The 26,199-nt window shown below is 69.3% G+C and carries 23 protein-coding genes; 14 read left to right on the top strand and 9 right to left on the bottom strand.

Features of this window, described 5'->3' with window-relative positions:
• Positions 1 to 345 precede the first annotated feature (345 nt).
• Positions 346 to 696, bottom strand: a complete 351-nt coding sequence (locus ACXIZN_RS17080; protein ID WP_457960535.1) for an MmcQ/YjbR family DNA-binding protein — start codon at positions 694 to 696, stop codon at positions 346 to 348.
• A gap of 862 nt (positions 697 to 1,558) precedes the next feature.
• Between ACXIZN_RS17080 and ACXIZN_RS17075 the strand changes: the two genes are divergently transcribed.
• The 8 genes from ACXIZN_RS17075 (at position 1,559) to ACXIZN_RS17040 (ending at position 11,760) form a co-directional block, all read left to right on the top strand.
• Complete coding sequence (locus ACXIZN_RS17075) at positions 1,559 to 3,010, top strand: NB-ARC domain-containing protein (RefSeq protein WP_457955613.1); 1,452 nt, start codon at positions 1,559 to 1,561, stop codon at positions 3,008 to 3,010.
• A gap of 102 nt (positions 3,011 to 3,112) precedes the next feature.
• Positions 3,113 to 4,666, top strand: a complete 1,554-nt coding sequence (locus tag ACXIZN_RS17070) for a carbamoyltransferase C-terminal domain-containing protein (protein WP_457955612.1) — start codon at positions 3,113 to 3,115, stop codon at positions 4,664 to 4,666.
• A gap of 103 nt (positions 4,667 to 4,769) precedes the next feature.
• The gene (locus ACXIZN_RS17065; protein ID WP_457955611.1) at positions 4,770 to 5,921 is read left to right on the top strand and encodes an NAD(P)/FAD-dependent oxidoreductase; all 1,152 of its coding nucleotides are present in this window, start codon (positions 4,770 to 4,772) and stop codon (positions 5,919 to 5,921) included.
• Entirely contained in the window at positions 5,918 to 7,171 is a 1,254-nt protein-coding gene (locus ACXIZN_RS17060) for an ATP-grasp domain-containing protein (protein ID WP_457955610.1), read from the top strand. The genes ACXIZN_RS17065 and ACXIZN_RS17060 overlap by 4 nt, the downstream gene beginning before the upstream one ends.
• A 74-nt stretch (positions 7,172 to 7,245) precedes the next feature.
• Positions 7,246 to 8,058, top strand: a complete 813-nt coding sequence (gene ddaH, locus ACXIZN_RS17055) for a dimethylargininase (RefSeq protein WP_457955609.1) — start codon at positions 7,246 to 7,248, stop codon at positions 8,056 to 8,058.
• A gap of 12 nt (positions 8,059 to 8,070) precedes the next feature.
• A complete protein-coding gene (locus ACXIZN_RS17050; protein WP_457955608.1) occupies positions 8,071 to 9,480 on the top strand; it encodes a cation:proton antiporter in 1,410 nt (469 codons plus the stop codon).
• Positions 9,477 to 10,487, top strand: a complete 1,011-nt coding sequence (locus tag ACXIZN_RS17045; protein ID WP_457955607.1) for a TauD/TfdA family dioxygenase — start codon at positions 9,477 to 9,479, stop codon at positions 10,485 to 10,487. Before ACXIZN_RS17050 ends, ACXIZN_RS17045 begins: the two co-directional genes overlap by 4 nt.
• A 418-nt stretch (positions 10,488 to 10,905) precedes the next feature.
• Positions 10,906 to 11,760 (top strand): SDR family oxidoreductase, encoded by an 855-nt coding sequence (locus tag ACXIZN_RS17040; protein WP_457955606.1) that lies wholly within the window; start codon positions 10,906 to 10,908, stop codon positions 11,758 to 11,760.
• On the opposite strand, the gene ACXIZN_RS17035 is transcribed toward ACXIZN_RS17040, so the two are convergent.
• Genes ACXIZN_RS17035 through ACXIZN_RS17025 form a run of 3 tightly spaced genes read right to left on the bottom strand, consistent with a single transcriptional unit; the run spans position 11,723 to position 16,378 of the window.
• Positions 11,723 to 12,748, bottom strand: coding sequence for a glycosyltransferase family 9 protein (locus ACXIZN_RS17035; RefSeq protein WP_457955605.1), 1,026 nt, complete (start codon positions 12,746 to 12,748; stop codon positions 11,723 to 11,725). The genes ACXIZN_RS17040 and ACXIZN_RS17035 overlap by 38 nt on opposite strands.
• Positions 12,745 to 14,232 (bottom strand): HAD-IIIA family hydrolase, encoded by a 1,488-nt coding sequence (locus ACXIZN_RS17030; protein WP_457955604.1) that lies wholly within the window; start codon positions 14,230 to 14,232, stop codon positions 12,745 to 12,747. The genes ACXIZN_RS17035 and ACXIZN_RS17030 overlap by 4 nt, the downstream gene beginning before the upstream one ends.
• A 40-nt stretch (positions 14,233 to 14,272) precedes the next feature.
• Positions 14,273 to 16,378, bottom strand: coding sequence for a catalase (locus ACXIZN_RS17025; RefSeq protein WP_457955603.1), 2,106 nt, complete (start codon positions 16,376 to 16,378; stop codon positions 14,273 to 14,275).
• A gap of 106 nt (positions 16,379 to 16,484) precedes the next feature.
• Between ACXIZN_RS17025 and ACXIZN_RS17020 the strand changes: the two genes are divergently transcribed.
• From ACXIZN_RS17020 to ACXIZN_RS16995, 6 genes are read left to right on the top strand one after another with little or no spacing between them, the layout of a single operon-like run.
• Positions 16,485 to 17,849: an aldehyde dehydrogenase family protein gene (locus ACXIZN_RS17020; RefSeq protein WP_457955602.1), complete on the top strand. Its 1,365-nt coding sequence runs from the start codon at positions 16,485 to 16,487 to the stop codon at positions 17,847 to 17,849.
• Positions 17,849 to 18,895, top strand: coding sequence for an FUSC family protein (locus ACXIZN_RS17015; RefSeq protein WP_457955601.1), 1,047 nt, complete (start codon positions 17,849 to 17,851; stop codon positions 18,893 to 18,895). Before ACXIZN_RS17020 ends, ACXIZN_RS17015 begins: the two co-directional genes overlap by 1 nt.
• Before the next feature lie 28 nt (positions 18,896 to 18,923).
• The gene (locus ACXIZN_RS17010; RefSeq protein WP_457955600.1) at positions 18,924 to 19,979 is read left to right on the top strand and encodes an NAD-dependent epimerase/dehydratase family protein; all 1,056 of its coding nucleotides are present in this window, start codon (positions 18,924 to 18,926) and stop codon (positions 19,977 to 19,979) included.
• Positions 19,976 to 20,785, top strand: coding sequence for a nucleotidyltransferase family protein (locus ACXIZN_RS17005; RefSeq protein WP_457955599.1), 810 nt, complete (start codon positions 19,976 to 19,978; stop codon positions 20,783 to 20,785). Before ACXIZN_RS17010 ends, ACXIZN_RS17005 begins: the two co-directional genes overlap by 4 nt.
• A complete protein-coding gene (locus tag ACXIZN_RS17000) occupies positions 20,782 to 21,519 on the top strand; it encodes a metallophosphoesterase family protein (protein ID WP_457955598.1) in 738 nt (245 codons plus the stop codon). The genes ACXIZN_RS17005 and ACXIZN_RS17000 overlap by 4 nt, the downstream gene beginning before the upstream one ends.
• Positions 21,516 to 22,187 carry a phosphate signaling complex PhoU family protein gene (locus tag ACXIZN_RS16995; protein ID WP_457955597.1) on the top strand — a complete coding sequence of 224 codons (672 nt, stop codon included), beginning with the start codon at positions 21,516 to 21,518 and terminating at the stop codon, positions 22,185 to 22,187. Before ACXIZN_RS17000 ends, ACXIZN_RS16995 begins: the two co-directional genes overlap by 4 nt.
• 284 nt (positions 22,188 to 22,471) lie before the next feature.
• Here the strand turns inward: ACXIZN_RS16995 and ACXIZN_RS16990 are convergent, their stop codons facing one another.
• From ACXIZN_RS16990 to ACXIZN_RS16970, 5 genes are all read right to left on the bottom strand, one after another.
• On the bottom strand, positions 22,472 to 23,035 hold the full coding sequence (locus ACXIZN_RS16990) for a hemerythrin domain-containing protein (RefSeq protein WP_457955596.1): 564 nt from the start codon (positions 23,033 to 23,035) through the stop codon (positions 22,472 to 22,474).
• A 62-nt stretch (positions 23,036 to 23,097) separates the two neighbouring features.
• A complete protein-coding gene (locus ACXIZN_RS16985) occupies positions 23,098 to 23,772 on the bottom strand; it encodes a DUF6766 family protein (protein WP_457955595.1) in 675 nt (224 codons plus the stop codon).
• Between the two features lie 98 nt (positions 23,773 to 23,870).
• On the bottom strand, positions 23,871 to 24,284 hold the full coding sequence (locus tag ACXIZN_RS16980) for a hypothetical protein (protein ID WP_457955593.1): 414 nt from the start codon (positions 24,282 to 24,284) through the stop codon (positions 23,871 to 23,873).
• Between the two features lie 8 nt (positions 24,285 to 24,292).
• Positions 24,293 to 24,904 (bottom strand): flavodoxin family protein, encoded by a 612-nt coding sequence (locus ACXIZN_RS16975; protein WP_457955592.1) that lies wholly within the window; start codon positions 24,902 to 24,904, stop codon positions 24,293 to 24,295.
• Positions 24,901 to 26,199 (bottom strand): UDP-glucose dehydrogenase family protein, encoded by a 1,299-nt coding sequence (locus ACXIZN_RS16970; RefSeq protein ID WP_457960534.1) that lies wholly within the window; start codon positions 26,197 to 26,199, stop codon positions 24,901 to 24,903. Before ACXIZN_RS16970 ends, ACXIZN_RS16975 begins: the two co-directional genes overlap by 4 nt.

Below are 26,199 nucleotides of genomic sequence, written 5' to 3'. Positions count from 1 at the left end.
CGCGTGAAGGCCCCCTTCCCTCGGCTCAGCCGAGGGAAGGGGGCCTTCACGCGCGTTCGGGGTGCGGCAGGAGCCAGCGCGAACCCGGCGATCATGTCGCGAAAGCCACTTTCGGGACATCAGACGTCGCGAAAGTGGCTTTCGCGACGCGTCCGGCTGGTGTCGCGCGAGTCGGGTGGGTCGTGAAGGCCTCCTTGCCTACCTTCAAGGTAGGGAAGGAGGCCTTCACGGACATCGACCCGGGCGGCACGGGATTCTTACCCGCGTCCGTCGCCCGAACGGCGAATTCACGCGACCGAAAAGGGCAAGCGACGGGGCTGAACGGCGCACGCCGAAAGGAGTAGTTCAGCTCGGGTTCTTTTCCAGGTATTCCGTCCAGACCTTCTTCGGAACGCACATTCGCCACGAGTCGACGATCAGCTCTCGTAACTCTTCGTAATCGATCGCGGACAGCCGGACGCGGACCCACTGATAGCGCATATCGGACGGAATCGGCATCATGAACTTCTCCGGCTCGACCGCCACGAGCGCTTCCCGCTCCTCTTTGGGATAGCCGAATCCCATCACGGTTTCGTCCGGTGAGAGCGAAAGAAAGACGATTCGCCCCACGCGGAACTTCGCCCGGTCACGGACCAGTGCCTCATAGGCACGAGGAAGGTCCGAAACGATCCGTCTGACGTCATCACCGGTTACCATTTTTCCACCATTCTCCGCTGTGTGTTCCCAGTCACCCGTGGCGCCCATGGTGAAGGCGACGTAAAGGTATTCGTCGAGGATCTTCGCCAGTGTCACGGGCCTGCCCACCAGGGCGGGGATTTCCGCCCCGCCGACCCCCGCCTCGGCGATCACCGCGGCGGCCCACGCGCGGCCGAGGCGCAGGTGCGCGCTGAAGGCGACGCCGTCACGGGCGCCGTGGAGGGCGGCCGCGATGGCGGCGTCCCACGGCATGATCGTGTTGGGCCGCAACGCATACAGCGCCTTGGCTGCGGCGGTCGGGCCCAGCGTACGCCTGGTTCGTCCCGCTGAGACGACGACACCCGAGAGGTCCGCGTAGGCCTTCGCGGCGGCGTCGATCTCCGCGTCGGTCAAGCCGGCGAGATCGGCCGACGGGAGCGTGGTCCCCCAGGTCTCCCACCAGGCGCGGACGCCGTCGTCGAAGGGTGCGGGTTCGCCGTCCCGCGGGTACCGGATACGGCATCCCCACGAGTTCAGCCAGCGAAGAAGAATTGTGCGGTGCGCGGGCTGTGACAGGTCGATCGCGGTGTGCGTTTCCTCGAGCAACCGAAGCCACGAGGCGTCGACATTCGCGAAGCCGTTGAACACTTCGGCGGCCCGCCTGAGTTCAGCGAGCGGAGGCAGGGGGTCAGACATGGGCGAACCCTATCCGGTGCCACCAAGGGGGTGAATTTCCGCGTCCAACTATTGGACTTTGTACATTGAGTCACCTATTTGTATCTGCTGCATCCTTCATTGGTCCTTTAGGGTTGTGGCCAGGAAGGTCACAAGGATGGCGGTCACGCAGCGCGATTGCGTTACCCCATCCAGGGGAGGAGAGGGCATGGGCAGACCCGAGCGACCGTTGGACGGCTCCACTGGTCCGATCGCCGCATTCGCTCACGATCTGCGCGTTTTGAGGAACCGGGCGGGAAACCCGAGTTACCGGGAACTCGCCAGGACCGCACTGTTCGCACCTTCCGTGCTGTCCAGCGCGGCGAGCGGCCATCGCTTGCCGACGCTCGCCGTGACGTTGGCGTTCGTCTCCGCGTGCGGTGGGGACCGTGCGGTGTGGGAACGGCGCTGGCGCAGCGTCGCCGGACAGCCGGGAACCGGCGCCGAGACCCGGGAAGACCGTGCGGCCGACACGCCACCGGACGGCGCGCACGCGACGGCATCCGGCGTCATCCGCCTCGCCCGTCCGGCCCAGCTGCCGATGGCGTCGAGGACTTTCGTCGGCAGGGAACGGGATCTGGCCGACGCCGCCGAGATGATCGGCGCGAGCGGGCCGGTCAAGGTGCCGTTGCTCGTCAGCGGCCCGATCGGGGTGGGGAAGACGGCTTTCGCCCTGCGGCTGGCGGAAGAGGTGGCGGCGGACTTCCCGGACGGGCAGCTGTACGCCGACCTGGGCGACAGCGGCTCCGGCGGCCGGTCGGCCAATGGGATCGTGCGCGGATTCCTGCGCGCGCTCGGTGTGCCGGCGCATCTCGTGCCCGACGATCCGATGCAGCGGATCGGGCTTTACCGGTCCCTGCTGGCGGAACGCAGGTTGTTCGTGCTCCTGACGGGCGTCCGGGACGAGGGGCAGGTGCGGCCGCTGCTCGGCCAGGCTCCGCACAGCCAGGTCGTGGTCACCAGCCGCGCCCGGCTGCTCGGTTTGGAGGACACGAACCGCATCGAGCTCGATACGTTCTCCCGCAAGGAATCGCTGGCCTTGATCGGCCGGATCGCCGGTCCGGGCCGGGTGCGGGCGGAACACGACGCCACCGACACGATCGCCGGACTGTGCGGTGATCTTCCGCTGGCGGTCAACATCGTCGGCCGCAAGATCGCCGCGCGCCCGGAATGGGCGATCGCCTACACCGCCGGCCAGCTCGCGGATCGCGAACGGCTCATGGACAGTCTCTGTGTCGGCGACGTCAACGTGCGGGACCGGTTCTCCGCCGCGTACGAGCATCTGTCGCCCACCGAACGGGAGGTCGTCCAGCACTTCGGGCAGAGCGGGGCGGGCTGGACGACGTCGATCGGCGTCGCCGCCGCGATGGGCATCATGATCGAGACCGCCGACGAACTCCTCGAATCCGTGGTGGACGCCGGACTTCTCCAGCGTGCCAACGTCGCCGGGCGCTACGCGGTCTCCCGGTTGGTCAGCGCGTTCGCCGCCGAACGGCGACGGGAACCGGGGCCGCTGGCCGCCGCCGTCCCGATGGCCGGCCGAAGGACACGCAAGAACGCGTTCGAATCGCTGCGTCACGAGGCGGTGCGCACCCTGCCGGGCGGCTCGTCCGAAGGTTGATTGTTCTCCCCGCGCGGCGCTTCCGGTCAACGGGCCGCGCGGCTTGAATGAGTCGACGAATGAAGGCGAGCGAAATTCGGTGACACAATGCTGATTCTGTCGATGAAAGAGGGTCACGATGGCGGGATCGTGGCGATCGAGGACGGCAAGCTGCTGTTCGCGCTGGAGTCGGAAAAGGACAACTACCCGCGCTACGACCGGATCACCGGCGAGCTGATGGCGCGCGCGGCGGGCATGCTCGACAAGCAGCCCGACGTGGTCGCGCTCGGCGGCTGGGTCAAGGGGGAGTTCTCGGTGGAACCGCCGTCCCGCACCGGATACTTCGGTGTCGGCGAGGGCGCGATCTCCGACGAGGCAGGCAAGTTCTTCGGCAAGGACGTGCGGTACTTCTCCTCGACCCACGAGCGCTCGCATATCTACACCTCCCTCGGGATGGCCCCCGCGGCACCCGGTCAGGCGTACTACTCCTTGGTGTGGGAGGGGAACATCGGTGACTTCTATCGGATCGACGAGCGCGGCGAGGCCACGCACCTGCAGCACGTCCTGACCGACCCGGGCGCGAAGTACGCGTATCTCTTCGCGCTGGCCGACCCGGGTTTCCCGCTGGGCAAGGGGAAATTCCGGTTCAACGACGCCGGCAAGCAGATGGCGCTGACCGGGTTCGCCGAGCCGGGCCCGCTCACGCCGGACGAGCAGAAGACCATCGACTTCATCCTCGACCGCGACGGCATCATCCTCGGTCTGTCCAAAGAGGAGATGTCCTGGTCCCATCTGTACAACGCCGGTGTGTGGTCGCAGGAATACCGCAACGCGGCGGCGAAGCACTCGCAGGCCATCTTCAACCGGTTCTACGACTACGCCGAGAAGAACCTGACCGAAGGCCTGCCGCTGCTGATCTCCGGTGGCTGCGGCCTGAACTGCGACTGGAACCGCTTGTGGCGGGAGAGCGGCCTGTTCTCCTCGGTGTTCGTGCCGCCGTGCCCGAACGACAGCGGCTCCGCACTGGGCACCGCCATCGACGCGCAATGGTTCTACACCGGGCAGGCGACCATCGAGTGGGACGTCTACGCGGGGGAGAACTTCGTCGAGGACGTCGTCCCGGATCCCGCCAAGTACGAGACGCGGCCGCTCGTGGCGAGCGAGGTCGCGAAGTACCTCAAGGACGGCAACATCATCGGCTGGGCGCGCGGCCGGTACGAGATGGGCCCGCGGGCGCTGGGCAACCGGTCGATCCTGGCCGCGCCGTTCACCGTGGACACCACCGTGCGGCTCAACAAGATCAAGCGCCGCGAGGACTACCGCCCGATCGCGCCGATCGCACTGGAATCCGACGCCCCCAAGTGGTTCGTCGGCTCGGTGGAAGACCCGTACATGCTGTACTTCAACCACGTCACCTCCGACGAGCTGAAGGCCATCACGCATGTCGACGGTACCGCGCGCACCCAGACGGTCACGCGGGAGCGCAACGCCGGCATCACCGACCTGCTCGAGGCGTTCCGCGAGCAGACCGGGTTCAGCGTGCTGTGCAACACCTCGCTGAACAACAACGGGCGCGGTTTCCTCAACCGCACCAGCGATCTCATCGAGTACGGGGAGACGTACGGCCTCGACGGCTACGTCATCAACGACACGTTCGTGACCCCGCGCGCTTCCTGAGAAACCTTGCCCGACGGGGGTAAGGCCCGGATGCCACCACCCAGCAGTGGCATCCGGGTACCTCGTGCTGCCCGAACGAAGTCTCGCCCGGAGGGGGAAGACCATGCGAGTCGTGTTCGCGGGCGGTGGCGTCATCGCGCTGCTGACCGCGCTGGAATGCGTGTCCGCCGGGCACGAAGTGGTGATCGCCGACCAGGCGGACATCCCGTTCTCCGGCGCGACCTCGTTCGACCGGCACCGCGTGCTGCGCGCGTTGCATACCGGCGACCCGGCCACCACGGCGGCCGCGGTCGCCGCGCATCACGCGTGGATCGAACTCGAAAACCGGCTGTCCACGTCGTTCTACGAACAGGTCGGAGCGCTCACCGCGCTTCCGGCGCCCGAGGCCGCGCGGGATCTCTTGACGGCGGCCGGATCGAAGGCCGAAGTGCTCGGCGCGGACGAGCTCGCCGCGGAATTCCCGCACGCCGGGTTCGTCCCGGGGACGAGCGCGGTCTTCGAGTCGCACGCGGGAGTCCTGCTCGCCGATCGCGTCCTGACCGCGTGCGCCACCCGGCTGCGGTGGCACGCGAACGCGGAACTCCACCCGCACCGCAAGGTCGCCGGGATCGCCGCCGATCGGGCCGAGGTCCGGCTGGCCGACGGGGAGACCCTCCGCGGTGACGCCGTCCTGGTGGCGGCGGGCCCGTGGTCGCGGGATCTGCTGGCCCCCGCGCTGTCCAGGGAACTCGTGCTGCACCGGCAGACGATGCTCTACTGCGACGTGCCGCCCGCCGACGCCGCCGCGTGGGCCGCGACCCCGGCGATCACGTCGCTCGGGTCCGACGGGGGCGCGTGGCTCGTGCCGCCCGTCGCCGGAACGCCGTTGAAGCTCAGCGCCGCGAGCGCGTGCCGCGTCGTCGACGAGATCGGTGGCGCCACAGTGCCCTCGTGGTGGCGTGAGCACCTGATCGACACGTTCGCCACGCTGATCCCGGGTTTCCGCCGGGACTGGCTGGTCGACACCCGGGACTGTCACTACCTGGCCCGGCGCTCCACCCTCGGCCCGCTGCTCGCCGTCCTCGGCGACCGGGTGCTGGCCTACGCGGCGTGCGGCGGCTCGTCGTTCAAGTTCGCCCCGCTGATCGCCCGGTCCCTCGCCGCGCGCCTGACCGGCGCCGGCCCGGTCCCGACCGGACTCGAATCGCTCGACCGGCCGCTCGTGCGAGCGGGCGGTGCCCACCCGATCCGTCCTGCCCTGCGAGGTGTGTCGTGAAACTGCTCGCGCTGGAAGCCAGCCAGAACTCCTACTACTACCTGCCCCGGTATCAGCAGATCGAGGATTTCGGCGGGGTGCTGTACGTGCTCAACGGGATCGGGACCGAGGATCTCTGGCCGTCCGAGCGCTACCGGATCGCCGGCAGCAACCACATCGACGACCTGATCCGGCACGCGAAGGCCTGGCACGCGGAAGAGTCCTTCGACGGTGTGCTCACCTTCTCCGAGTCCGGCGTGGTCCTGGTCGCCGCGGTGGCCGAAGCGCTCGGCCTGCCCGGAATCGGCGTCGACGCGGCGCGGACCAGCCGGAACAAGCTGATCATGCGGCAGGCGCACGAGAAGGGCGGTGCCGCGCATCCGGACTTCCGGTTCGTCGAAGACCTCGATTCGGCCCTTCAAGCGGCCGGGGACTTCGGCTATCCGGTGATCCTCAAGCCGACCCTCGGCGCGGCCAGCAACTTCGTCTTCCGGGTCGACGACGAAGAGAAGATGCGGGAGCGTTACGCACAGGCGCGCGAAGGCATCGACGGGATGTCCTGGTACAACATGGAGGCCGAAGGCCTGGATCTCGGCCCGCACGGCCTGCTCGTCGAGTCCTTTCTGGACGGTCACGAGCACCTCATCGAGGCGGTGGCCTGGGACGACGAGGTCTACCTCGGGTCCATTGTGGACAGGGTTACGTCGGAGGGGGAGACCTTCGACGACGACGTGCACCACGCGCCCACGTCGCTGACCGCCGATCAGGTGGCCGAAGTGCACGCGGTGGTGGCCGCCGGCGTGCGTGCGCAGGGGCTCACCCGCGGCGCGCTGCACGCCGAAGTCCGGTTCCACCAGGGCAAACCGTTCCTGCTGGAGATCGCCGTCCGCCCCGGCGGCGGGGGACTCGACCACATGGCGCGGCTTTCGGCGGGATACGACCCGATCAAGGGACTCATGGACGTCTCCCGCGGGGTGCGGCCGGACGTCCGGCACTTCAGCCCGACCGGGCTGCACACCGCCGCGATGTGCCTGATCTGCCCCGGCGGCGTGATCGCCTCGATCGACGTCCCGCCCGCGGTGAACGAATCGGACTCCCTGTACTACCTCAAGATCTTCGCCAAACCGGGTGACCTGATCAAGCGCCCGCCGCTCGGCAACAACATCTTCGGCGGCATCGGGGCGCTGGGCGCGTCCTTCGAGGAAGCCATGCGCAACGCGAACGACCTGGCCGGGAAGATCGAGGTCAAACTCTCCGAAACCCAGAAATAGCAACGAATACGACGAAACCGGGCCCTTACCCAGGGTCCGGTGGCGGAAGACGCCCAAAACCGCGTGGAGGAAGCGTGTCACGGACTGCCACCCAACGGCACTACCTGATGGTCAGACCGACGTACTTCGACGTCGAGTACTCGATCAATCCCTGGATGGACCCGAAGAAACCGACGGACACCGAGCTGGCCATCGCGCAGTGGGAATGGCTGCGCGACCTGTACGTCGACCTCGGCCATCGTGTCGAGCTGCTCGATCCGCTGCCCGGCCTGCCCGACATGGTGTTCGCGGCCAACGGCGCCACCGTGGTCGACGGGCAGGTGCTCGTCGCGCGCTTCCACCACGTGCAACGCGCCGGCGAATCCGCCGCGTACCTGAAGTGGTTCCGGGCCAACGGATATCGCTACGTGCGGCAGGCGCAGTGGGTCAACGAGGGGGAAGGAGACTACCTGGTCTCCGGGAAGACGATCCTCGCCGGGACCGGGTTCCGCACGAATCCGGAGGCGCACAACGAATCGCGCGAGTTCTTCGGCCGCCCGGTGACCAGGCTGACGCTCATCGACCCCCGGTACTACCACCTCGACACGGCGCTCGCCGTCCTCGACGAGGACACGGTCATGTACTACCCGGGCGCGTTCTCCGAGGAAAGCCTTCTGCTGCTGAAGGAGCTGTATCCCGACGCGATCCTGGCCTCCGAGAGCGACGCCGCCGTGTTCGGGCTCAACGCCGTCTCCGACGGCAAGCACGTCGTGCTCCCACAGGCGGCCACCGAGCTGACCGCGCAGCTACGGGAACACGGCTTCGAACCGATCGGTGCCGACCTGTCCGAATTGCTCAAGGCGGGCGGCAGCGTCAAATGCTGCACGCTGGAACTGCGTGCCGGTTAGGGAGAGAACTCGATGGATTCGGCTGTGCGGGACCGGGGCGGGCGCACCACGCTGCGCCGGATCGTCGTCGGGACGGCGTTGATCGCGGTTCCGGCGGTGGTCGTCGTCGTGGTGCTCGGCCTGGGGTCGGCCTACGCGCCCGTCGCGAGCACGGGCGCCAAGGCCGCTGGCGGCGGGCCCGACACCTACGCGCGCCTGCTTGTCGCGCTTCCGGTGATCCTGGGCGCCTGCTACCTGGCGGGCGTCCTGGCCCGGCGGCTCGGCCAGCCCGCGGTGATCGGCGAGATCGTCGCCGGCATCCTGCTGGGTCCGTCGCTGTTCGGGCTCGTCTGGCCCGGCGCGTTCGGCTGGCTGTTCCCGGGCGGGGTGGTCTCGGCGATCAACATCCTTTCGCAGCTGGGCCTGATCTTCTTCATGTACCTGGTCGGTTCGGAGATCGATCTCGGCGCGGTGCGGAGGCGCGGGTTCACCGCGGTGACGGTCAGCCAGGTCAGCATCGCGCTGCCGATGGTCTGCGGCATCGTGCTCGCGCTCGGCATGTACCCGACCTTCGGCGGTGACGTCGGCTTCCTCGCCTTCGGGTTGTTCATCGCGGTCTCCATGAGCGTGACGGCGTTCCCGGTGCTGGCGCGGATCCTGACCGACCGCGGCCTCTCGAAGACGCCGCTGGGGGCGCTGGCGCTCACGTGCGCCGCCGTCGACGACGTCGCCGCGTGGTGCCTGCTGGCCGTCGTGGTCGCCGTCAGCCAGGGCGGGTCACCGTCGGAGGTGATCCTGACCGTCGGGCTGACCCTGGTGTTCGTCGTGGTCATGCTCTACGTCGTCCGGCCGCTGCTGGCGAAGGCGCTCGCCCGCGTGCCGGAGTCCGCGGTGCTCGCGATCCTGCTCGGCGGGATCATGCTGTCGGCGCTGGCCACCAACGAGATCGGCATCCACGCGATCTTCGGCGCCTTCCTCTTCGGGGTGATCGCGCCGAGGAACGATCCGGTCGTCACCCGCGCGGCCGGGAAGCTCGGCAGCGTGACCCTGACGTTGCTGCTGCCGCTGTTCTTCGCCTACACCGGGCTGCACACCGAGTTCAGCCTGCTCGGCTCCGGTTCGCTGTGGCTGTGGACCGTGGTGATCACGGCGGTGGCGGTGTTCGGGAAATGGGTGGGCAGTACCACGGCGGCCCGGCTGACCGGGGTCGGCTGGCGTGAATCTCTGTCGCTCGGTGCGCTCATGAACTGCCGGGGGCTGACGGAACTGGTGGTGCTCAACGTCGGCCTCCAGCTGAAGGTGATCAGCCCGGCGGTGTTCGCGATGCTCGTGATCATGACGCTCGTGTCGACGATCGCGACCGCCCCCGCGCTCAGTCTCATCGCCAAGTTCAAGACGAGACCGCCGGTCCAGCGGCGGCGGAAAGTGGATAGGACACCATGACCAGCAAGGAAACCCTAGTCAGCACCTTCGCCGAGGTCGTCCTCGACGACGAAGTCCGGGACACCATCGGGAGCGACCTGCGGTCCTTCCCGAATCCTGTCGACGACATCGACCGCTCGCTGGCGATGCTCCGCGTCGCGTTCTCGAAGCTGCCGATCGACCAGTCGCAGACGATCCTGGACTTCGGCAGGCACGTCGACACCCCCGGCGTCGCGCTCGTGCGCAACCTGCCGGTGGATCCGGAGCTGCCGGAGACGCCGATCGACGGCGAGCCCAGCAAGGACAAGAAGACGTTCGTCGCTGAGACCGTCCTTTTGGGACTGAGCCAGCTGCTCGGCGAGCCCGTCGGGTTCACCACCGAGAAGAGCGGGCGGCTCGTGCACGACGTCGTCCCGGTGTCGGCGGGGGCGCGGAGCCAGACGAACCAGAGCTCGCACGTGTTCCTGAACTTCCACAACGACATCGTGCACGACGAGGTCGGCCGATACGACGTGTCCAATCCGGACTTCCTGGTGCTGAACTGCGTCCGCCAGGACGGGAACAAGGAAGCCGTCACCTACTACGCCGACGGCAGGGACATCTCGGCCGCGCTGGATCCGGAGGTGCTCGACGTCCTGCGCCGTCCGCTCTTCCGGCTCAACGCGCCCGGCAGCTACGTGCGTGACGTGGCCAACGGGGCCGACGTGCTCTCCGACCTCGTGGCGGTCATCTCCGGGCCGGCGGAATCCCCGGAGGTGGCGATTTCGGCCAACGGTGTGGTGGGAGAGACCGTCGAGGCGGAACAGGCGCTGGAGGAACTGCAGCGGGTCTGCCGCGAGGTCGCGCACCAGGTCAAGCTGGAGCCGGGGACGGCGCTGCTGATCAACAATCGGAAGGGCCTGCACGCGCGGTCGCAGTTCTTCGCGCGGCACAACGGGCGGGACCGGTGGCTGCAGCGCACGTACATCCGGCGCAGCCTGTGGACGATCCGGTACCGGGGGACGGCTGAGGACCGGCGGGTGCACTGAGCCTTCCTGCCCGCGGTCGCGCCGTGCCTGAACGGACGTCACGCGTGATCCGACGGACGACTCACGTTCGGCCCGGGTCCAAGGCGTGTCGTCCGCCTGGACACGCGTGACGTCCGTCCAATCACGAGAGGCGGCCATCCAGTCACGCGAAGCCGCACCGGGCCGGGGGGGGGGGGGGGGGGGGGGGGGGGGGGGGGGGGGGGGNACAAGCTGTTCAACGATCCGGAGCACGACCGGACGCGGCGGTTCCTCAAGGCGGTCATCGACCGGGCTTGAGGCTCGGCTGTGCATGTCGCGAAAGCCACTTTCGGGACATCAGACGTCCCGAAAGTGGCTTTCGCGACACCCGGCCGGGCATGTTCGAGAAAGCGGCCATCCGGGTAACCCTCTGCGAAAGCACCCGACGGGAGGGAAACCGATGGCAGACAAGTTACGGCCGCCACAGCAGCAGGAGCCGCCGGGCGTGACGTCGAAAATGGACCCGCCGCCTCGCGACTCCATGGAGGATTACGAGGGCCGCGAGCTGCTGGCGGGCAAACGCGCGTTGATCACCGGCGGTGACTCAGGGATCGGCCGCGCGGTCGCCATCGCCTTCGCGAAGGAAGGCGCCGACGTGGCGATCGCCTACCTCAACGAGCACGAAGACGCGAAGTACACCGAGGAACGCGTACGCGCCGAGGGGCGCGAGTGCCTCCTCCTGCCGGGTGACCTCGCCGAGGCGGCGCAATGCCGCGAGATCGTGGACCGGACCGTGAAGGACCTCGGCGGTCTGGACATCCTGGTCAACAACGTCGCCACGCAGTGGCCGGTCGACAGCCCCGAAGAGCTCACCGACGAGCAGTGGACCCACACGTTCGACGTGAACATCCACAGCTTCTTCCGGGTGACCAACGCCGCGTTGCCCCATCTGGGTGAGGGCTCGGTCATCATCAACACCGGCTCGGTGAACGGCCTGCGCGGCAACAAATCGCTGATCGACTACTCCGCGACCAAGGGCGCCGTGCACGCCTGGACGTACGCGATGGCGCAGGCACTGGCCGATCGCGGCATCCGGATCAACTGCGTCGCGCCCGGTCCGGTGTGGACACCGCTGATCCCGTCGACCTTCCCGCCGGAGAAGGTGGAGAAGTTCGGCCTCCAGGTCCCGTTCGAGCGGGCGGCGCATCCCGACGACCTCGCGCCGTCGTACGTCTTCCTGGCCTCGAACCGGCTTTCGTCGTACTACAGCGGCGAGGTCATCGCCGCGCTGGGCGGCGAGACCACACCCGGCTGAGGCGCGCCACGGCTTCGACGACCGCTTCGGGCGCGAGGCGGTCCAGGCAGGGATGGCCGGGCACGGGGCAGACCCGGGCCCGGCTGTCCTTGCAGGCCGCGTGCTGGTCGCCGAGCACTTCGGACGGGACACCGTAGGGCGCCCAGCGCGACGCCGGCACGACAGGCGCGAACAGCGAGACCACCGGGCTCCCGACGGCGGCCGCGAGATGGGCGGGTCCGGTGTTCGGTGCCACCACGACGTCCGCGCCGGCTAGTACGGCCGCCAGTTCCGCCAGTCCCGTGCGGCCGCCGAGGTCGAGCGCCTCCCCGGCGACTTCCTTGGTCAGGACGCTTTCCGACGGCGAGCCCGTCACGACGACGCGGCGCCCGGCGGCCTGCAGCGCCCGCACGATGGCGGCCGAGCGTTCGGCGGACGGCTGCCGGGCCGGGACCGACGCCGCCGGATGGACGACCACGTAGTCCTCGTCGCCGACCAGTTCCTCCACCGGCGGCAGAGGCCAGCGGACGGCGAGACCGCCGTTGTCACCGGGCGGCAACGAGAAGCCCGCTTCCTCGGCCAGGGAAAGCATCCGGACCGGCTCCGGCGGATCACCCTCGACCCGGTGCCGCAGATCCAGCAGCGATCCGGGGTAGTCCTCGCTGATCGCGCCGATCCACGGCACGCCCGCCATGCGCAGCAGCAGCGCCAGCGGGAGCGGCGACTGGTGGAACGACGTCAGGATCAAGGCCGCGTCGAAGGAGAATTCCCGCAAACACCGGACGAGCGCGTCTGTGTCCTCCTGGGTGACCGGTGGGGGCTCGGGGTCGATCCACGGCGCGCACCAGGTGATGACCTCGTCGGCGCCGGGCAGCAGCTCGCCCGCGGCGCGCCCCCGCGGCCCGGTCAGCAGGACCACCCGGTCCGCCCCGGCCGCGACGGCGCGGACGCAGGGTCCGGCGAGCAGGACGTCGCCGAGGTTGTCCATCCTCGCGACCAGGACGTTCATCGAGTCCCCGCGACGGCCAAGTGGACCGCTTCGGCGAGGTCGCGCGCGACGGTCGCCCGGCGACGGGCGCGGTCGATCTCCTCGGGCCGGGTCCGCGCCGTCGGGATGAGGATCCCGCGGGCTCCGGCCGCCAGTGCGGCGTCGACGTCGGCACCGGTGTCGCCGATGACCACACAGCGGCGGACGTCCACCCCGAGCGCCTCCGCGGCTTGGCGCACCAGCCCAGGCGCGGGTTTGCGGCAGGCGCAGCCGTCACCGTCGTCGTGCACGCAGACCTGCCAGGTGCCGAACGGGCCGAGGACCTGTTCGACCCGGCCGTTCACGGCGGCCAGCCGGTCCGGCGTGATCAGCCCTTTCGCCACCCCGGACTGGTTGCTGACCACGCCGATCCTGATCCCCGCCGCCCGCAGGCCGTGCAGGAGTTCCTTGGCGCCGGGCACGGGACGGACGCCGTCGGGATCGTCGAGGTAGGGCACGTCGACGATGAGGGTGTCGTCCCGGTCGAACAGCAGGGCCTGCGGCCGCCGGGCCAGCCGGTGCCGCAGTTCCCCGCGCAGCCGGTGATAGCAGGCCGCGGGCGGGATGAGGACGCTGGTCAGGAGCATCCGCGACACCTCACCCGGGGTGAGCGGTCCCGGCGCGATCCGGCGCGCGGCGAACTCGGCGGTCAGTCCCGCCCACAGTCCTGCCGCGGCCGCGGCGGCCTTACGGCGGCCCAGTGCGAACAATGCCGCGGCGCCGGCCGCGCTGGCGGTGGCCAGCGCGTGCCGTTCGAGACGCCCGTGTCCGGCTCCGGTCTGCTGCCGCCACAGGACACCGTGCTTGTGCCGCATCAGCGCGTCGTCGGCGTTGCCCCTCTGCGCGCGGAGGCTGGCCAGCGGACCCGACCGCTTGGGCGGATGGACGGTGACGCGTTCACCCCGCGCGATGAGGTAGCCCGCCTTGGCAACCTGCAAGGCCAGATCAGAGTCCTCCCGGTAGGCGCGGGGGAAACGTTCGTCGAAGCCGCCGACCTCGGCGAGCACGGACCGGCGGTAGGCCATGTCGGCGGTGATCCACCTGGCCGTCTCCAGCCCGGCCGTTCCGCGCTCGTCGTCGGTCGGAGGGCGGTCCGGCGGCAGTGGTACGACGAGCCGCGCCTGCGACGCCGCCGTCTCCGGCCCGAGGGGGAGGAGGTCTTCGGCGAGTTTCCGCGGCCAGTCCGAGCCGATCACCACGTCGTCGTCGAGAAAGGCGATCCACTCGGTCTCCGCCCGCCGCCAGCCGGCGTTACGGGCGGCGGCGGGACCGCGTCCGCCGGAGCGGACCACTTCGATTTCCGTACTGGACGGGGGAAGCCGCAGGTCCTCGCCGCCGGGCCGGTCGTCGGCGACGACGATCCGCGCGGGCCGGGGCTCCCCGGCGGCTTCGATCCCGGCCAGGAGCGTGTGGAGATTCTCCCGGCCGGTCGTCGGGATCACGATCGTGTAGTCGAGGTCGCTCACCCTCTTCCGGTACCCGGGTGCCACGGCCGCAAACTCAGGGTCACGCGGGGATCGCGTCGGTCTTCCGCAGCCACGAGCGATGTTCGCCCAGCTGCGCGAGGAACGAGGCGAAGAAGCCGTCGGGCAGGGTCGCCTCGGCCGCCGTGGTCGTCACGACGCCCTGGTCGATCAGGGTTTCGGTGTCGTCGGCCAGCTTCGACGTCACCCCTGCCCGGCGCAGCAGTTCCAACCCCGAGCCGAAGGCGGCCACCGGTTTGCCGTGCTTGTACGCCTCGGCGACGAAATGCACCGCGTACCCGTCGCGTTCGAGGATGTTGATCGCACCCGGGCCGCATGGCACGGCGACGGCGTCGTAGAGCACCGAAGCCATGGTGTTGAGCTGCCGGTCCGGCCGCAGCGGGTCCCCTTCTCCGCCGGGCCGGAGTTCGGCCTCGGCCGGTGCGAGGACCTCGGCGATCGCGCCTTGCTCGGTGAGTGCTTCGACCAGGCGGCGGACGCCGATCGTGTCCACCCCGTCGGCGGCGAGCACCGCCACCTTCCGGCTGGTCGGGGCGACGGAAGGCTGGTTGAGCTGGGAAAGCGCGGGGGAGGAGCGGTCATGGTGTGGCGTGGCCGGAGCGGCGGGCACGCTCACGCCGATTCCCTCGGCCACCCGTGCCGCCAGGTCGTGGTCGACGTTGTTGAGCTCGGTGACGGTCCGCGCCCGGACCTCCCGGTCCTCGACCTTGCCGAGTTCGAACCGGAAAGCGGCGACGATATGCTCGCGTTCGACCTGGGACATGCTGTTCCAGAACAGGGTCGCCTGGCTGTAGAAGTCCTTGAAGCTCTCGCTGCGCTCCCGGATCTTGTGGCCCGCCACGGCTTCGGTGTAGTGCCGGAAGACGCCGGAGTCGGCGATCGCCGGGCAGCCGCCGCCGAGCGAGTTCGGGAAGTAGCTCGTCCGTCCTTTGTGGATGTTCTGCTGGCCGTGCCCGTCGCGCTGGTTCGTGTGCACCGGCGCGATCGGCCGGTTCACCGGGAGCTGGGAGAAGTTGGGGCCGCCGAGCCGGATCAGCTGCGTGTCGAGGTACGAGAAGTTGCGTGCCTGCAACAGTGGATCGTTGGTGAAATCGATGCCCGGGACGATGTTCGCGGTGTGGAAGGCGATCTGCTCGGTCTCGGCGAAGAAGTCGTCGGGATTGCGGTCCAGCACCATCCGCCCGACCGGCCGCACCGGCACCTGCTCCTCGGGGATGATCTTCGTGGCGTCCAGCAGGTCGAAATCGAAGTCGTGCTCGGAGTCCTCGTCCACCAGCTGGACGCCGAGCTCCCATTCCGGGTACTGCCGGGACTCGATGGCGTCCCACAGGTCGCGCCGGTTGAAATCGGGATCCTTGCCCGCGATCTTCTGGCATTCGTCCCAGACCAGGGAATGCGTGCCGAGCACGGGCTTCCAGTGGAACTTCACGAAGGTGCCCTTGCCCTCGGCGTTGACGAGCCGGAACGTGTGGACGCCGAAGCCCTGCATCATCCGGTAGCTGCGCGGCAGCGCGCGATCGGACATCAGCCAGAGCACCATGTGCAGGCTCTCCGGTTGCAGCGACACGAAGTCCCAGAAGGTGTCGTGCGCCGACTGCGCCTGCGGGATCTCGTTGTGCGGCTCGGGTTTGACCGCGTGCACGAAGTCGGGGAACTTGATGCCGTCCTGGATGAAGAACACCGGCATGTTGTTGCCGACGAGGTCGTAGTTGCCCTGGCGGGTATAGAACTTGGTCGCGAAACCGCGGACGTCGCGGACGGTGTCGGCCGAGCCGCGTGAACCCGCGACGGTGGAGAACCGCACGAACACGGGGATCTTCTCGCCGCTGGTGAGGAATTCCGCGACCGTGTAGTCGGCCAGCGCGTCGTCGTAGGCCTCGAAGAACCCGTAGGCGCCAGCGCCACGCGCGTGCACCACCCGTTCGGGGATGCGCTCATGGTCGAAATGCGTGATCTTCTCGCGAGCGTGGAAGTCCTCCAGCAGCGTCGGCCCCCGGGACCCCGCGGTCAGGGAGTCGTTCGTGTGATCGACGCGGACACCCTGCTGCGTCGTCAGCACGGACTGCTCCGGATCCACCCGGCTCCCGCCCAGCTGTTCGTCCTTCGCGTCTTCTCGATGCTGTGCCACTGGTGTCGCCCCTTCGCGGTGGTGGTTTCCCTCGCGGCTACCCCGGCACTGTTTCGGCGAAACGACACCGGGTAACCGGCGCGCAGGAAACTTCGAGGAGGTGCGAATGACGACGGTGGACCGGCCGGCCGTGCTGGAGATCCGCGACCCCGCCGACGACAGGCTCGTCGGCAGCGTCAAGGCGGCGACCCCCGATGGCGTCGAGACGGCGATCGCCACCGCGAAGAGGCGGGCGCCGGGCTGGGCAGCCACGCCGGCGGCCGAACGCGGGATCGCGCTGAAGGACGCGGCCAGGTCGCTCCGGGAACGGGCGGGTGAACTCGCCGTCCTCATCGAGAGCGAGACCGGCAAGCCCCGCGACGAGGCCGAAGAAGGTGTCCTCGCCGGAGCCGGGACCTTGGAGCAGTACGCCGAACTGGGCCCGGTGCACCGCGGACGCTCCTTGCTGGGCGATCCGTCGGCGACCGACCTGATGGTGCCGGAACCCCGGGGCGTGGTCGTCGCGCTGACGCCGTGGAACGACCCCGTCGCGGTGGCCTGCGGGCTGCTGGGAGCCGCGGTGGTCACGGGGAACACGGTGGTGCACAAGCCGAGTGAACGCTGCCCGCACACCGGCGCCTGGCTGGGGAACGTGCTGTCGGAGGCGCTTCCCGAGGGAGTGCTGCAGACCGTTCAGGGTGACGGGAGCGTCGGTGCCGAACTCGCGGCCCACGCGGACGTGGATGTCATCGCCCACGTCGGCAGCACCGTCGCGGGTCGTTCGATCGCGGCGAGCGCGGCGAAGACCGGCGCCAAGGCGTTGCTGGAGAACGGCGGCAACGATCCGCTCGTCGTCGACGCCGGCGTGGATCCCGTGTGGGCGGCCGGTCAAGCGGCGACCGGGGCCTTCGCCAACTCGGGACAGATCTGTGTCTCGGTCGAACGGATCCTGGTGCACCAGGACGTCGCGGAAGCCTTCCTCACCGCTTTGGTCGCCGAAGCCGGCCAGCGCGAACTGGCCCCGCTCGTCGATCGGCGTCACCGCGAGGGGGTACACGCCCAGGTCGCGGAAGCGATCGCGCAAGGCGCCGATCCGCTCGTCGGCGGCGTCGTGCCGGACGGTCCGGGTGCCTTCTATCCGGCGACCGTCCTCACCGGCTGCACCTCCGGGATGCGGATCCTCCGCGAGGAGACGTTCGGCCCGGTCGCGCCGGTGAGCGTGGTCGCGGACTTCGAGCAGGCCCTCGGCCGGGCGGCGGAGGGCGAATACGGTCTCGCCGCGACGGTGCTGACCCCCTCGATGGCGCACGCGCAGCGGGCCTGGCGCGAACTCCCGGTCGGGACCGTGAAGATCAACAACGTCTTCGGCGGTGCGCCCGGCGGAGCCGCCCATCCGCGCGGTGCCAGCGGCAGCGGTTACGGCTACGGGCCCGAACTGCTCGACGAGATGACGCAGACGAAGGTCGTCCACCTGGCACCCCCGGGGCCGTGATGGGTGCCCGGCACCGATTGACGGCACCGTTCGCCTGGACCGCCCGGGCGTTCCGGGTTCCGGGGGAGGAGCGCCGGAGTCTCATCCAGACCACGAAGGCCGCCGCCGCGGCGGTGATCGCGTGGATCGTCGCGACGGCGGTGCTGCGGCTGCCGCAACCCTTTCTCGCGCCGTACGCGGCGGTGTTCCTGGTTCAGGCCACCGTCTACCGCTCACTACGCGGCTGGGCGCAGCAGGTCGGCGCGGTCAGCGTGGGGGTGCTGCTCGCGGCGGGGGCCGGTCAGCTCATCCCCTCGGTGACGGTGGCGCTCGGGCTGGTCATCTTCGTCGGGCTGCTGATCGGCTCATGGCGGGGTTTCGGCGATTCGGGGGTATGGGTCGGGATCACCGGCATGCTGCTGATCTCCTACGGCAACGCGACCGAACCCGTCCTGCTCGCCGACCGGCTGCTGGAAACGGCGCTGGGCGCCGCGATCGGCGCGGTCCTCAACGCGGTGATCCTGCCCCCGCTGCACGGCCAGCGCCTGCGGGAGGCGGCCTCCCGGCTGGCCGCGGCGATCGCCGACGTCCTCGACGAGACCGCGGAACTGGTCCGTGGCGGCGATTCGGCCGACGCCCTCGACGGCCGCGTGCAGGACGTCCGCAGCCTGGCCGCGGAGGCGGAGGACGCGATCGGCTGGACCCGCGAGGGCCGGTACCTGAACCTGCGCGGACGGCGTGAGACCCCGGAGGAACCGCTGGCGAACCTCATTTCCCTGTGGCAGCCGCTCGCCCAGCTGATCGACGCCGTGAACGAGGCCGCCCGGAGCGATCAGCCGTTCCGGCATCCCGGCGAGCACGCGCGCGGGGTGGTCGGCGACCTGCTCGAAGCACTCGCCGAGGTGGCCCGTTCGGGTGACGCGGACAAACTCGACCGGTGCCGCAGGCTGCTCGACGAGATCGACCACCTGCTCGTGACACCCACCGACGAGGTCTCCTCGTCGATCGGACTGGGGGCGATGGCGCTGCCCGCCCGTCGTCTCGTCCAGCGCCTCCGCGCCGATTAAGCCGGGGCGACGGCGGGTAACCGTACCCATGAGCAGCAGTGGCAAGCGGATCGTGGTCACCGGCGCCACCGGTAACGTCGGGACGGCGGTGGTGCGCGCGCTGGGTTCGGACCCCGAGGTCGGCTCGATCGTCGGCCTGGCGAGGCGCCCCAGCCGGTGGGAGAGCCCGAAGACCGAGTTCGTCACCGCCGACGTCGCCCGCGACGACCTCCGGGCCGTGTTCGACGGTGCCGACGTGGTGATCCATCTGGCCTGGCTCTTCCAGCCCACGCACCGGCCCGAGGTCACCTGGCGGGCCAACGTGCTGGGTTCGGTCCGGGTGTTCGAGGCGGTGCAGGCGATGCGGGTGCCGTCACTGGTGTACGCGTCGTCGATCGGGGCGTACTCGCCGCGCGACGACGACCACCCGGTGACCGAGGACTGGCCGACGCACGGCTCGCCCAAGGCGGCGTACACCCGGGAAAAAGCTTATGTGGAAAGGGTTCTCGAGGCGTTCGACCGGAGCCATCCACGGCTGCGGGTGGTGCGGGTGCGGCCGGGATTCCTCTTCCAGAAGGCCGCGGCACCCGAACAGCGCCGCCTTTTCGGCGGCCCGTTCGTGCCCGGCAAGCTCGTCCGGCCGTCGCTCGTCCCGATCCTTCCGGACATCCCGCAACTGAGGATTCAGACCACGCACACCGAAGACGTGGCCGATGCCTACCGTCGTTGCGCGCTCCAGGACGTCAAGGGCGCCTTCAACATCGCCGCCGACCCGGTGCTGGACACCCGCGCGCTGGCCCGGATCTTCGGCGCCAAGCCGGTGAAGGTCCCGGCCTCCTTGGTCCGGCGCGCGCTCGCCGCGGCCTGGTCGCTGCACCTGATCCCGGCCACGCCGGGACTCTTCGACGCCGTGCTGCATCTCCCGGTGATGGACTGCAGGCGCGCCAGGGAAGAGCTGGGCTGGACGCCGCGATACTCGTCGGAAGACGCGATCGAAGCGTTCCTCAAGGGATTGCGGGAAGGTGAAGGACTTCCGACCGAACCGCTGAAACCGGACGTCGGCAGGTGGCACGAACTGGCCACAGGGGTGGGGGAGCGACCGTGAACGAGAAGGAACTGCTGCACACGCTGACCAAGGTGGTGTCCACTTTGGACGGCACTTCGGTACGGTTCGCCGTCGCGGGCGGCCTCGCCGTGTACGCGCGGGGCGGCCCGCCGTCCGACCACGACGTCGACCTCTTCCTCAAACACGAGGACATCGAGGAAGCGGCGGAAGCGCTGGAAGCCGCGGGGCTGAGACGGGTGCATCCGCCGGAGGACTGGCTCACCAAGGTCTACGACGGCGACTGCCTCGTCGACCTCATCTTCCGGCCCAATCACCGGCCGGTCACCGACGAGATGCTCGACCGCGCTTCGCTGATGCGCGTCGGGGCGACCGCCGCCCCCGTGCTCAACGGGACCGACCTGCTCGTCGACAAGACGCTCGTGCTCAGCCCGCATCGCTGCGATTTCGCGCCGCTGCTGCGGATCGCCCGTGACCTCCGCGAGCAGGTCGATTGGCACCGCGTGGCCGAGGAGACCGCCGAATCGCCGTACGCCTGGTCGTTCCTGACGCTGCTCGCGGCACTGTCCATCATCGACGGAAAGGAGCTTCCGATGCCTCAGGAAGCGCCCCAGTACCTGGTCGCCAGGCTGACCAAGGCGCTGGCGGAGGATCCGAGGACCGCCGAACTCGGCGTGCACGTCACCGTGCGCGGCGACCAGGTCCGGCTCAGCGGTGAGGTCCCGTGCGCCAACCGCAAGGCCGACATCGAGGCGGTCGTCTGCGAACACATCGCGGCCGAACTGGTGCACAATGACGTCCGGCTGGCCGACGTCCGTGAACCGGCGCGCGCCGAGGAGATCCGGTGATCCGGGTCGCCGCGGTCGGGGACGTCCACCTCGGGGAGGACAACCGAGGCCTGCTGCGGCCGGCACTGGACAACATCGCCGAACACGCCGAGGTGCTGCTGCTCGCGGGCGACCTCACCCGGCACGGCAGCGTCGAAGAGGCCAGGGTGGTCGCCGACGAGTTCGCCGGGCTCGACGTCCCCGTGGTGGCGGTGCTCGGCAACCACGACTACCACTCGGACCAGGCGGAAGCGATCGGCGGGCTGCTGGAGGAAAGCGGGATCACCGTCCTGGAGGGTTCGGCCACCACCGTGGACCTGGAGGGCGGGAGGCTCGGCGTCGCCGGGGTGAAGGGCTTCGGCGGCGGGTTCGCGGGCAAATGCGCGAGCCGGTTCGGCGAACGCGAGATGAAGGATTTCGTCGAACACACCATGGCGGCCGCCAAGCGGCTGCGCACCGCGCTGGAGGGGCTCGAACACGAGCAGCCCGACGTGACCGTCGCGTTGACGCACTATTCGCCGATCCCCGGCACCCTGCACGGCGAACCGCCGGAAATCCACCCGTTCCTTGGTTCGTACCTGCTGTGCGAGCCGATCGACGACGCGCAGGTGGCGCTCGCCGTGCACGGGCACGCGCACTACGGCAGCGAGCAAGGCGTCAGCCCGGGCGGGGTCCCCGTGCGCAACGTCGCCCAGCCGGTGATCCGGGCGGCGTACGCGACGTACGTCCTCGAACCCGCGAAGGTGCTGACATGAGGGATCGATTCCATGGACAGCTGAGCGTTCTCGGCGAGCTGCTGTCGAGCATGTGCGGGATGGCTTGCGAAGAGCTGCGGCTCGCGAACCGGGTCTTCCTCGACCGGGACGTCGAAGCCGCCGCCGAACTCGCGGAGGTCGAGGCGAAACTGAACGCGGCACGGACCACGTGTGAGGGCACCGCGCAGAAACTCCTCGCCCTGCAGGCGCCGGTCGCGCGCGACCTGCGGACCGTGCTCGCGGCGGTGTACTGCGCCGACCGGCTGGAGCGGATGGGCGACCTCGCCCAGCACATCGCCGACCAGGCCGCGCGGGCGCCGGAATTCGCCGTCCCCGACGCCGTCGCAGGCCGGTTCGGTGAGATGGCCGGGCTCGTCTGCTCGATGGCGGACGACCTCGGCGCGGCGATCGACGGGCCGACCGCGGAGGTCTTCCACTCGCTCGCCCGGTCCGACCAGCGTGTCGACGCGCTGTACGAGGAGCTGATGACGCTGGTCACCGAGCCGGGCTGGACCCACGGTGTCGCGCCGGCGATCTCGGTGGCGCTGCTGGCGCGGTTCTACGAGCGGTTCGCGGACCAGGTGGTCTCCGTGGCGCGGCGGGTGGACTTCGCGCTCACGGGGGAGCTGCCCGAGTCCTCGGTGCGGGATGTGCACGCTTCGCTTTGAGGAGCCGCCGAAGGTTGTGAAAACCACTTTCGCAACCTTCAACGTTGTGAAAGTGGCTTTCGCGACCCCTTGTGGCGGTTGAAAACCCCGTCAGCACCCTGAGCCGGGTGACTCGTCCAGTAGCTGAAGTGGCATGTCGCGAAAGCCACTTTCGGGACATCTGACGTCGCGAAAGTGGCTTTCGCGACACCTCGCCACCCCGCACCACCGGCGAGAGGTCCGTGAAGGCCTCCTTCCCTACCTTGAGCGTAGGGAAGGAGGCCTTCACGGCATTCCGGCCAGGCTCAGGTGGCGCGGTCAGCCAGCGCGTCCCGGATCTTGTCGATGAACGCCGTCCCCGGCGCCAGGATCCGGTTCGCCGGCGGCCGGTCGGGGGCGGCGGGATGCGGCCGTGTCGGCGCGATCTCCTTGGCCCGCAACACCTTCTCGCCCAGCTCCCGCAGGTCTTCCGGCGAGCAGGCGGCCTGCAGCTTCGGCAGCAGATCGCTCTCTTCCTCCTCGATGTGGTGCCGCACGTCCTCGATCAGCTTGCCGACCAGTTCGTCGAACCGCTTGTCCGACGGCTCCAGGCCGATGAGGTCGTTCATCACGCGCTCGGCTTCGGCGTGCTCCTCGATCTCATGGTCGGCGACCTTGTCGCCGTCCGGAAGGTGCTTCCGCGCGGCGGGGTACATGTGCTGCTCCTCGGCGATCGAATGCCGCACGAGTTCGGCGATCACGTGATCCGCGAGGTCCTTGCGGTGCCGATCACCGCCCTTGCCGGATTCGAGTTCCTTGAAGATCCGTTCGAAGGCGCGATGGTCCTCGGTGATCACCGAGACGAGGTCGTGTTTCGTGGTGGTGGTCATGGACACTCCTGTCCGTGGTCGTCAGTCCGACGCCGCACGGATACCCGTTCCCCGCGGTTCAATCACCCGGATTCGTCGGTGACGTGATGCGGCGCGCCCACGGGTTTCGATTCGGGGGAGCCGCGCTGGCGCAGGTACACGCTGAACACCGCCATCGAGCCGATGGCGAGGAATTCCGACTGCCAGTTCTGCAGGGTGCGGTTCCAGAAGTCCGACGACGCCAAATAACCGAACCACGACTCCGGATCACCGAATTCGGTGAGCTGCTCGGCGTTGTAGGCGCTCATCCCGGCCACGGACTGGGCCAGCCAGGACAGCAGGAACAGCCCCAGCATCACCAGTCCGAGCGACATCGAGAAGATCCCGGTGCGCCAGCCGCCCGCCCGCGCCCATTTCGGTGAATCGGTCGTCGAATACTTGCCGATCTGCTGCGCTTCGTCCGATTCCAGCCCGGCCCGCCCCGCCGGTTTCGATTCCGGGGAGCCGCGCTGCAGCAGCCACACGGTCGCGAACACGTACAGAAAGAACTGCAGATACTCCGATTGCCAGTTTTCGGCGACGTCGACGGCGAAGTCAGCGGACGTCAGATAGTCGAGCAGGCTGATCGGTTCGGCGGCGTGGGTGAGCCGCCTGTCGTTATAGGCGGCGAGGCCCGCGAAGGCCTGTCCCGCGAGGCTCAGCAGGAACAGCAGCCCGAACGCCAGCGAGAGGGCGTTGTCCCGGAGAAAGCGCCGCATCATCCGCCTCCTTCACCGGTGGAGCAGGCCCAGTAGGACGCAATAGCCGAGCACGGCCACGACGAAGACGAGATAGACGGTGAACACCGGGCGCGCTTTCACGGTCCACCCACCGCGCAGTCGTAGACCTGTTCGTTCCGGTGGCGGCAGCCCGCGCCAGTGATCACCCATCCGGTGGACGATTCGTGCAGGAAGAGGGTGTCGCGGGCGGTCTTCACCTGGGCTTCTTCGCTCCAGACCGAGACCGTTTCGGGCGTTCCGCCCGGGACGTCCGAACCCGCCAGACCGCGTTCGCAGCTCTCGGGCGCCCACGACTCCCGGACCCGGGGCGCCAGCAGCGCGCACGCCGCGCGGTGATCACCCGACGCGAGCGCGCCGAGGAACCGCGCGGCGGCCTCTTTCGCCGGCCCTTGCGCACTCGCTCCGGTGCAGCCGGCGAGCAGCAGACAGACACCGAACGCCAGCGTCTTGACGATCACGGAGGGGGAGTACCCGTCCGTGCCGTCGTTCACACCTGGAGTCAGGAAGCGGGGTACTGCCTCTCCCGCAGCAGGTTCGCCAAGTGGACGGCGTTGCGCGCGAGGGTCGCGTTGGTCGAGGCGACCGCTTCGGGCGTTTCGTCGAGGTCGTTGTAGTCGCCGCCCTTCATCGCCTCGCCGTTCCAATAGGTCCCGCCCTGGGCGGGCACGGTGAAACCGACGTCGTTGAGGGCCTGGAACAGGTCCGCGGTGATCTTGTGCGCCCCGTCCTCGTTGCCGACGACGGCGGTGACACCGACCTTGCCGAACATCGCGGGCCTGCCCTCTTCGTCCGTTTCGGACAGTTCGGCGTCGAGCCGTTCCAGCACTCGCTGGGCCACACTGGACATGTGGCCGACCCAGGTCGGCGTGGAGATCAGCAGGATGTCGGCCGCGGCGACCTTCCGGCGGATCTCCGGCCAGGCGTCGCCGTCGCCCATATCGCCCTCCACTCCGGGTTTGACGTCGTGGTCGACCACGCGCACGAGTTCACCGGTGGCGCCGTGCCCGGCCAGTTCGTCGAGCAACTGCTGGGCGAGCAGCGCGCTGCTCGACGGCGCGGGCGACGGCTTGAGCGAGCACACCAGTGCGAGGGCCTTCAACGGCTGTGTCATCCTGTCCTCCTGTTCGGGTCGGTACCGAGCCCCGTATGGGTGAAGCCGGCCTCGCCGACGGTCGCCGGATCCAGGAGATTCCTGGCGTCGACGACGACGGCGCGCTCGGTGGCGGCGGCGAGCCGTTCCCAGTCGAGCTCGCGGAACTCGGGCCACTCGGTGAGCACCACCAGCGCCGCCGCGTCCTTCGCGACCAGGTAGGGGTCGTCGACGACCTGGACGATGTCCGGTTCGACGGCCTCGACGCCGGGGTCGTACGCGGTCAGCACCGCGCCGCTCCTGGCGAGCTCCCGCGCGACCGCGAGCGCGGGGGACTCGCGCAGATCCCCGGTCCCCGCCTTGAACGCCAGTCCGAGCAGCCCGATACGGATGCCCGAGAGCGAGCCGTCCGAAACCCCGGTGATCGCGAGGCGGATCTTCCGCACGACGGCCGCCCGCTGGCGCGCGTTGGCCTTCATGGCGTCACGCAGGATGCCGAAGTCGACGCCCGCGTGTTCGGCGGTCCGCAGCAGCGCGGCGGTGTCCTTGGGCAGGCACGAGCCGCCCCAGCCGGGCCCTGGCACGAGGAAGGCGGGGCCGATCCGGGAATCGAGCCCCATGAGCCGCCCGACGTCGCGTATGTCGGCGCCGTAGTGCTCGCACAGTTCGGCGAGGACGTTCACATAGGACACTTTCAGCGCCAGGAACGCGTTGCTGGCGTACTTCGCGAGTTCGGCGCTGGCGGGATCGGTGAACCACACCGGCGCGTTCGTCTCGCCGTACAACGCGGCCACCCGTTCGGCGGGCTTCCGGCTCTCCGGCAGCGAGCCGAGGACGATCCGGTCGGGCTGCAGGAAGTCCTCGACGGCGTGCCCCTCGCGGAGGAATTCGGGATTGCTTACCACGGGCAGATCCGGCCGTCCGAGCAGCTCCGCCAGCCGGGTTCCGGTGCCGACCGGGACGGTGGACTTGGTGACGACGACACAGCCGGGCCGCAGCAGGGCGGGAAGCGTGGCAACGACCTCTTCCAGCACCCGGACGTCGGCGGCGCCGTCCTTACCTTCCGGAGTGGGCAGGCAGAGGAACACGAAGTCCACTTCGGACAGGTCGGCAGGCTCGGTGGTGAACCGGAGCCGTCCGCAGCCCAGGCCGTCCCGGACGAGTTCCGTGAGCCCCGGCTCGACGATGGTGACCTCGCCGCGCCGCAGCCCGTCCACTTTGGACCGATCGTTGTCGACGCAGACCACCTGATGCCCCAGCCGGGTGAAGCACGCGGCGCTCGTGAGCCCGACGTAGCCGGCGCCGATCACCCCCAC

The organism is Amycolatopsis sp. TRM77291 (genome assembly GCF_054166285.1).
The sequence above is the reverse complement of the archived record's forward strand: the minus strand, read 5'-3'. Positions and strand labels throughout refer to the sequence as shown.